Genomic DNA, 7,312 nt, shown 5'->3' with positions numbered 1-7,312 from the left:
GCCGTCGGCTCCGGCGGCCACCGCGGCCGGCTGAGCCCACCCGTCACGGCCCGTGGTCGGCCGCCCGCAGCACTGCGGGCGGCCGACGGCGGTGCACCCGTAGGCTGGAGACCCGTCCACCGACCCCGGGAACACTCTCCGCATGTCCGCCAGCACCTGGCTCCAGATCGCGCTCGTCCTGCTGTTCATCCTCATCGGCGGCCTGTTCGCCTGCACCGAGCTCGCGCTGGTCTCGTTGCGCGAGTCCCAGATCGCCCAGCTCGCCCGGCAGGGCGCCCGCGGCGCGCGGGTCGCGGCGGTGGCGCGCAACCCCAACCGGTTCCTGGCCGCGGTCCAGATCGGCGTCACGGTCGCCGGGTTCCTGTCCGCCGCGTTCGGGGCCTCGACGCTCGCACCCGAGCTGGCGCCCGTCTTCGTCCGGCTCGGTCTGTCCGACGGGGCCGCCGACGCGGTCGCGCTCGTCGTGCTCACGCTCGTGATCGCCTACGCCTCGCTCGTGCTCGGCGAGCTCGTGCCCAAGCGGATCGCGCTGCAGCGCGCCACCGCGGTCGCGATGAACGTCGCGCCGCCGCTCGACGTGTTCGCCACGGTGATGACACCGGCGATCTGGTTGCTGTCGGCCTCGACCAACGGCATCGTGCGGCTCCTCGGGCTCGACCCCGCGCAGGCGGGGGAGCAGATGAGCGAGGGTGAGCTGCGCGACCTGGTCCGCACCCACCCCGACCTGCCGGACGACGAGCGCCGGCTCATCGACGAGGTGTTCGAGGCGGGGGACCGGTCGCTCTCGGAGGTGATGAAGCCGCGCGGCGAGGTCACCTTCCTCAACGCGGCCGACGACGCGCTGGAGGCGTCCACGCTGGTGCGCACTCTGCCGTACAGCCGGTACCCGGTGATCGGCGAGGACTTCGACGACGTCGTCGGCTTCGTGCACGTCCGCGACCTGCTGGGTGCGGTCGCCGAGGTGACCGCCGGTGCGCAGCGCCCCACGGTCGGGTCGGTCGCCCGCCCCATCACCTCGTTGCCGGGGACGAACGCCCTGCTGCCGACGCTGTCGAGCATGCGGCGCACCCGCAGCCACATCGTCGTCGTCGTCGACGAGTACGGCGGCACCGACGGCATCGTCACGCTCGAGGACCTGCTCGAGGAGCTCGTCGGCGACATCGTCGACGAGTACGACCTGCCGTCCTCCCCGCCGAGCGAGGGCGGGGAGATCGACGCCGGCCTCACCGTCGAGGAGTTCGGCGAGCGCACCGGGGTGCCGCTCACGGACGGGCCGTACGAGACCGTCGCCGGGTACGTGCTGGCCCGGCTCGGACGGCTGGCCGAACCCGGTGACCAGGTCGAGGTGGTCGGGCCGGACGGTGCGACGCGTCCCGGGGTGCACCTGGAGGTGGCGACGGTGGACGGTCGGCGGATCGCCGGTGTGCGCGTCGTGCGGGTGCCCGTGACGGCCGATGGCGCGCCGGTGACCGGCGAGGGGACGCCCGCTGCGCCGGCGACGGCGCCCGCCGCCGAGGACGGTGCCGCACCGGCGGCCGACACACATGATGGGACGATTTCGTAGGGTTGCCTACGCTAGAGGCATGACGAGCCCCGCACCCGTCCCCACCGACCCGTCCGCCGAGCGCTCGAAGGCCCAGCGCATCTCCCCGCGCGTGCTCGTGCTCGGCGGCGGCACCGTCGGGCTGTACACCGCGCGGCGGCTGCGCCGTCGGCTCGGCCGTCGGGACGCGGCGATCGTGGTCGTCGACCCGCGGCCGTACATGACCTACCAGCCGTTCCTGCCCGAGGTCGCGGCCGGGTCCATCGACCCGCGCAACGTCGTGGCGCCGCACCGGCGGGCGCTGCACGACGTCGACGTGCTGCAGGGCAAGGTCACCCGGATCGCGCACGCCGAGCGCCGGGTGCAGATCACGCCCGAGGAGGGCGACCCGTACTGGGTGAGCTACGACCACCTCGTCGTGGGCCTGGGCGCCGTCGCGCGCACGCTGCCCATCCCGGGCCTGGCCGAGCAGGGCATCGGCTTCAAGAACGTCGAGGAGGCCATCGCCGTCCGCAACCACGTGCTGGGCCGGATGGACGCCGCGGCCTCCATCTTCGACCGGACCATCCGGGCGCGGATGCTCAGCTTCGTGTTCGTCGGTGGCGGGTTCGCCGGGGTCGAGGCGCTCGCCGAGGTCGAGGACATGGCCGCCGACGCGCTCAAGTACTACCCCTCGCTCGACCGCTCCGAACTGCGGTTCGTGCTGGTCGAGGGCTCCGGGCGCATCCTGCCCGAGGTCAGCGAGGAGCTCGCCGGCTACGCCCTCGAACAGCTGCGGTCGCGGCACATCGAGATCCGGCTCGGCACGTTCCTGTCCTCGTGCGTCGACGGGCACGTCGTGCTGTCCGACGGCACCGAGCTCGACACCGAGACGCTCGTCTGGACCGCCGGGGTCAAGGCCAACCCCGCGCTCGGCGCCTCGGACCTGCCGCTCGACGAGCGCGGCCGGGTGCGCACCAACGCCTACCTGCAGGTGGTGGACGGTGACGGCGTGGTCGTCCCCGACGCCTACGCGGCCGGTGACTGCGCGGCCGTGCCGGACCTGGTCAACCCCGGGCAGACCTGCCCGCCGAACGCCCAGCACGCGGTGCGCCAGGGCCGGCACCTCGGTGACACCCTCGCCCGGGTGCTGCGCTCGGCCGAGCTCGAGCCGTACCGGCACGCCAACGTCGGCACGGTGGCCTCGCTCGGCATGTACAAGGGCGTGGCCTTCATGTTCGGGCGGTTCAAGGTGCGCGGGTTCCTCGCCTGGGTGCTGCACCGGACGTACCACCTGTACGCGATGCCGACCGCGTCGCGCACCGTGCGGATCGCCACCGGCTGGACCCTCAACCTGTTCACCCGGCGCGAGGTGGTGCCGCTCGGCTCGTTGCACGACCCGCGGGCGGAGTTCCGCGCGGCGGCCGAACCGCCGGCCGCGCCGACGGCCTGAGGCCGGCGCGCGACCGGTGCGGCCGGGTGCTGCCAGGATGGGCCGGGCCCCCGTAGCCCAACTGGCAGAGGCAGCCGGCTTAAACCCGGCCCAGTCCGGGTTCGAGCCCCGGCGGGGGCACGGGGTCTCCTGGCGTCCGACCGTGTGACCTGCCCAGAGCCGCCGAGCCGTCCCGGGGCAGCGGCGCGGGTCGCACGCTACGGTGGAGCGAACCTGCCGTGCGCCACCGGCGCACGTCGGGAACCTGTGCGGCAGCCCTCACGTTGTCGCTACGACAGCCATCCCTCGACGAGGAGCCCCAGGAATGAGCAACCCCGTCTTCTCCAGCAGCCCCGTGTTCGGCGATCCCCGCAAGCAGAAGCAGGGTCAGCCCGGCGCCGTGCAGACCTACGGCATGCCCGGTGCGCAGACCGCGGACGCCGCCTCGCTGGAGAACCTGTACACGGCCCCGTCGGCGACCTCTGCCCAGATGCGCCGGATGACCTACGACGACGTCGTGGTGAAGACCGGCGGGCTGCTCGCGCTGCTCGTCGTGGTCGCCGCGGCTACCTGGGCCGTGACGCCGCAGCTGCCGTGGCTCTACCTGCCCGCGGCGCTCGTCGGGCTCGTGCTCGGCCTGGTCAACTCGTTCAAGAAGAACCCCAGCCCGGCGCTCATCGTGGCCTACACGATCGCCGAGGGTGTGTTCCTGGGCGGGATCAGCTACCTGTTCCAGAACCTCGCAGTCCAGGGCAGCTCCACCGGGACCGCGCAGCCGATCGTGCTGCAGGCCGTGCTCGGCACCTTCGTCACGTTCGCCGCGAGCCTGATCCTGTTCCGCTCCGGCAAGGTGCGGGTCACCCCGAAGTTCACTCGCTGGCTGCTCATCGCGATGGTCGGGTACCTCGGGTTCTCGCTGGTCAACGTCCTGCTCATGCTCGTCATGCCCGGTTCGGCCTGGGGGCCGCTGCGCAACGGCCCGTGGGGGATCATCGCCGGTCTGGTGGCCGTGGGCCTGGCAGCCGCGAGCCTCATCGTCGACTTCGACTCGATCAAGCGCGGTGTCGAGCAGGGCGTGCCGGCCAAGTTCGCCTGGACCGCCGCCTTCGGCCTCATCGTCACGCTCGTGTGGCTCTACCTCGAGCTGCTGCGGCTGTTCTCGATCCTGTCCGGCAGGAACTGACCCAGGGGCCCCAGGCCCCTCATCCCAGGACGACGTGGGTGCCGGACGGCAGGATGATCCCGGCGCCGCCGGCGCACCAACACCAGGAGGTCGTGTCATGACCGCAGTTCTGCCCGAGGCGACCGGGGGCTTCGGCGACAAGCCGAACCTCACGTTCCCTGACTCCACCGCGCCCGCCGAGCTCGAGGTGCTCGTCCTGTCGCGCGGCGACGGCGACCTCGTCGAGGCCGGTCAGGAGATCGAGGTGCACTACCTCGGCCAGACGTGGGGCGGTCGGGTGTTCGACAACTCCTACGACCGTGGCTCCACGATCACCTTCCCGATCGGCCAGGGCGCCGTCATCAGTGGCTGGGACGACGGCCTCGTCGGCCAGCAGATCGGCAGCCGCGTGCTGCTGTCCATCCCGCCGCACCTCGGCTACGGCGACCGTGGCGTGCCGCAGGCCGGCATCCGCGGCGGCGACACCCTCGTCTTCGTCGTCGACATCGTCGACGCGCGCTGACAACTGTCCGTCCGGTCAGGGCCGGACGGACCCGAGGTACCGATGAGGCCGGGCAGGTGACCACCTGCCCGGCCTCATCGTCATGTGCCTACGCCCCGACGCGGCAGGCCACGCCCGTGGAGTGCACGGGGCAGTAGCCGTTCGGGTTCGCGTCCAGGTACTGCTGGTGGTAGCCCTCGGCGTAGTAGAACGGTCCGGCCTGGGTGGCCGGGACCAGCTCGGTGGTGATCTCGCCGTAGCCGGCGCGGGCCAGCTGCGGGGCGTAGGCCTCGCGGATGCTGCGCGCCTGCTCGAGCTGCTCGTCGCTCGTCGTGAAGACGGCCGAGCGGTACTGCGTCCCGACGTCGGCCCCCTGGCGGAAGCCCTGGGTCGGGTCGTGCAGCTCGAAGAAGTGGCGCAGCAGGCCGTCCGCACCCACCCGGGACGGGTCGTAGGCCACGAGCACCGTCTCGGTGTGACCGGTGCGACCCGTGCACACCTCCTCGTACGTCGGGTTCGGGGTGAAGCCGCCCATGTAGCCGGCCGCGGTGGTCACCACGCCGGGCACCTGCCACAGCTCCTTCTCCGCACCCCAGAAGCACCCCATCGCCAGGTAGAGCACCGCGGTGCCCTCCGGCCAGGGCCCGGCCAGCGGGGTGCCGAGCACCCGGTGGCGCTCCGGCACCTCGTACGCGGGCTCCGGCCGACCCGGCAGCGCCTGTGCGGGCTCCACCATCGTGGTCGTGAGCGCCGAACCGAACAACCAGCCCATCTCGCACCTCGTCTCTCGTGTCGCACCCTGCCCAACACCGCCGGCGCCCCCGGCGTTCCCGAGCGGCAGGCGTGGGGTCGTTCCGGTCACGTCGGCACCCGGCCCTACCCTGGTCGCGTGGCGAACACGGTGACACCTGCGGTGCGGTCCGCGGCGGCATGGTCCTGGCGGCTGCTGGCGATCGCGGGGGCGGTCGCCGTCGCGCTGTGGCTGGTGGCGGTGCTCAAGGTGATCGTCGTCCCGGTGGCGATCGCGCTGCTGGTCACCATCGCGCTGCGGCCGGTGGTCGAGGCGCTCACCGGTCGGCTGCACCTGCCCCGGCCGCTCGCCGTCGGAGTCACGGTGGTCGGGCTCCTCGCGCTGCTCGCCGGGCTGGTCGTCGCGGCGGGCAGCTCGGTCGCCAATGGCATCGTCGACCTGTGGTCGGCGGCCAAGGACGGCTTCGTCACCGCGCTCACCTGGCTGGCCGAGGGGCCGCTGCACATCTCCTCCGCCCAGCTCGACGGCTACCTCGCCCAGCTGCAGCAGGGGCTGAGCGGGATGAGCTCGCAGCTGCTCACCGGGGCCGTGCACGCCACGACGACGGTGGGGCACGTCGGGGCGGGCACCCTCATCGCGATCTTCTGCCTCATCTTCTTCCTGCTCGACGGCCGGACGATCTGGACCTGGGTGGTCGGCCTGTTCCCGCAGCGCGCCCGCGAGCAGGTGCACCAGGCGGGGCGGCGCGGCTGGCTGAGCCTGGAGGCCTACACCCGCACGCAGGTGCTCGTGGCGGCCGTGGACGCGATCGGGATCGGCGTGGGTGCGGCGATCCTCGGGGTGCCGCTGGCGCTGCCGCTCGGCGTCCTGGTGTTCCTCGGGTCGTTCGTGCCGATCGTCGGTGCGCTCGTCACGGGGGCGGTCGCCGTGCTCGTCGCCCTCGTGTCGCACGGGCTGGTCGCCGCGGTCTGGATGCTCGTCATCGTGCTGGCCGTGCAGCAGGTCGAGGGGCACGTGCTGCAGCCCTTCCTCATGGGGCACGCGGTCTCGTTGCACCCGGTCGCCGTGCTGCTGTCGGTCGCGGCGGGGTCGCTCGTGGCGGGCATCGTCGGGGCGCTGTTCGCGGTGCCGATCGCGGCGCTCACCAACACCGTCGTGCTCTACCTGCACGGGCACGACAAGTTCCCGCACCTGGGCACCGACGACCATCTCGTGCACCGGCGACAGGCGACCCCCGACGCGGGCGAGGACGGCACGGGGCAGCCCGGGACGGAAGGACCGGGCACGACCCCCGGCTCGCCGACCACCGGCTCGTCGCAGCCGGAGGTGACCGCGTGATCGGGGCGGCAGAGGTCGAGGCGGCGCGCCCCGGGCTCGTCGGCGTCATCGAGGAGACGCCGGTGCAGCTGTCCCGGGCGCTCTCCCAGCTGGTCGGCGCACCGGTGTGGCTCAAGTGCGAGAACCTGCAGCGCGCCGGTTCGTTCAAGATCCGCGGGGCGTACACCCGCCTGTCGCGGCTGTCCCCGCAGGAGCGCGAGCGCGGGGTGGTCGCGGCCAGCGCCGGCAACCACGCGCAGGGCGTCGCGCTGGCGGCCCGGACGCTCGGGCTGCAGGCCCTGGTCTTCATGCCGGTCGACGCGGCGCTGCCCAAGATCGCCGCCACCCGCGAGTACGGCGCGCAGGTCCGGCTCGTGGGGCACAGTGTCGACGAGGCGCTCGTGCACGCCCGGGCCTACGCAGAGGAGACCGGCGCCGTGCTCGTGCACCCGTTCGACCACGTCGACGTGGTCGCCGGTCAGGGCACCATCGGCCGGGAGATCCTCGAGCAGGTGCCCGACGTGGGCACCATCCTCGTCCCGCTCGGCGGCGGGGGGCTCGCGGCCGGGGTGGTCGCGGCGCTCGCCGACCAGCCGCAGGTGCGGGTCGTCGGGGTGCAGGCCGCC

The 7,312-nt window shown here is 73.1% G+C and carries 7 protein-coding genes and 1 tRNA gene; 7 read left to right on the top strand and 1 reads right to left on the bottom strand.

Annotated elements, in window-relative coordinates:
* Positions 1-142 precede the first annotated feature (142 nt).
* The 5 genes from F2B26_RS13325 (at position 143) to F2B26_RS13305 (ending at position 4,639) form a co-directional block, all read left to right on the top strand.
* Positions 143-1,564: a hemolysin family protein gene (locus F2B26_RS13325; protein WP_159810155.1), complete on the top strand. Its 1,422-nt coding sequence runs from the start codon at positions 143-145 to the stop codon at positions 1,562-1,564.
* Positions 1,565-1,583: 19 nt separating this feature from the next.
* Positions 1,584-2,975 (top strand): NAD(P)/FAD-dependent oxidoreductase, encoded by a 1,392-nt coding sequence (locus F2B26_RS13320; protein WP_159810153.1) that lies wholly within the window; start codon positions 1,584-1,586, stop codon positions 2,973-2,975.
* 46 nt (positions 2,976-3,021) lie between these two features.
* Positions 3,022-3,095, top strand: a tRNA-Leu gene (locus F2B26_RS13315).
* Between the two features lie 184 nt (positions 3,096-3,279).
* Positions 3,280-4,137, top strand: a complete 858-nt coding sequence (locus F2B26_RS13310; RefSeq protein ID WP_159810151.1) for a Bax inhibitor-1/YccA family protein — start codon at positions 3,280-3,282, stop codon at positions 4,135-4,137.
* A gap of 97 nt (positions 4,138-4,234) precedes the next feature.
* Positions 4,235-4,639, top strand: a complete 405-nt coding sequence (locus F2B26_RS13305; protein WP_159810149.1) for an FKBP-type peptidyl-prolyl cis-trans isomerase — start codon at positions 4,235-4,237, stop codon at positions 4,637-4,639.
* Between the two features lie 88 nt (positions 4,640-4,727).
* Here the strand turns inward: F2B26_RS13305 and msrA are convergent, their stop codons facing one another.
* A complete protein-coding gene (gene msrA / locus F2B26_RS13300; RefSeq protein ID WP_235929668.1) occupies positions 4,728-5,390 on the bottom strand; it encodes a peptide-methionine (S)-S-oxide reductase MsrA in 663 nt (220 codons plus the stop codon).
* Between the two features lie 117 nt (positions 5,391-5,507).
* Between msrA and F2B26_RS13295 the strand changes: the two genes are divergently transcribed.
* Both F2B26_RS13295 and F2B26_RS13290 read left to right on the top strand, forming a co-directional pair.
* On the top strand, positions 5,508-6,707 hold the full coding sequence (locus tag F2B26_RS13295; RefSeq protein WP_159810147.1) for an AI-2E family transporter: 1,200 nt from the start codon (positions 5,508-5,510) through the stop codon (positions 6,705-6,707).
* The coding region (locus F2B26_RS13290) for a threonine ammonia-lyase (protein ID WP_159810145.1) at positions 6,704-7,312 on the top strand (609 nt) is incomplete at its 3' end. The genes F2B26_RS13295 and F2B26_RS13290, both read left to right, overlap by 4 nt.

Origin of the sequence: Cellulomonas citrea, from assembly GCF_009829685.1 — a bacterium.
GTDB lineage: Bacteria > Actinomycetota > Actinomycetes > Actinomycetales > Cellulomonadaceae > Cellulomonas > Cellulomonas citrea.
Note: the sequence above shows the minus strand (reverse complement) of the source record. Positions and strands in the feature narration are given on the sequence as shown.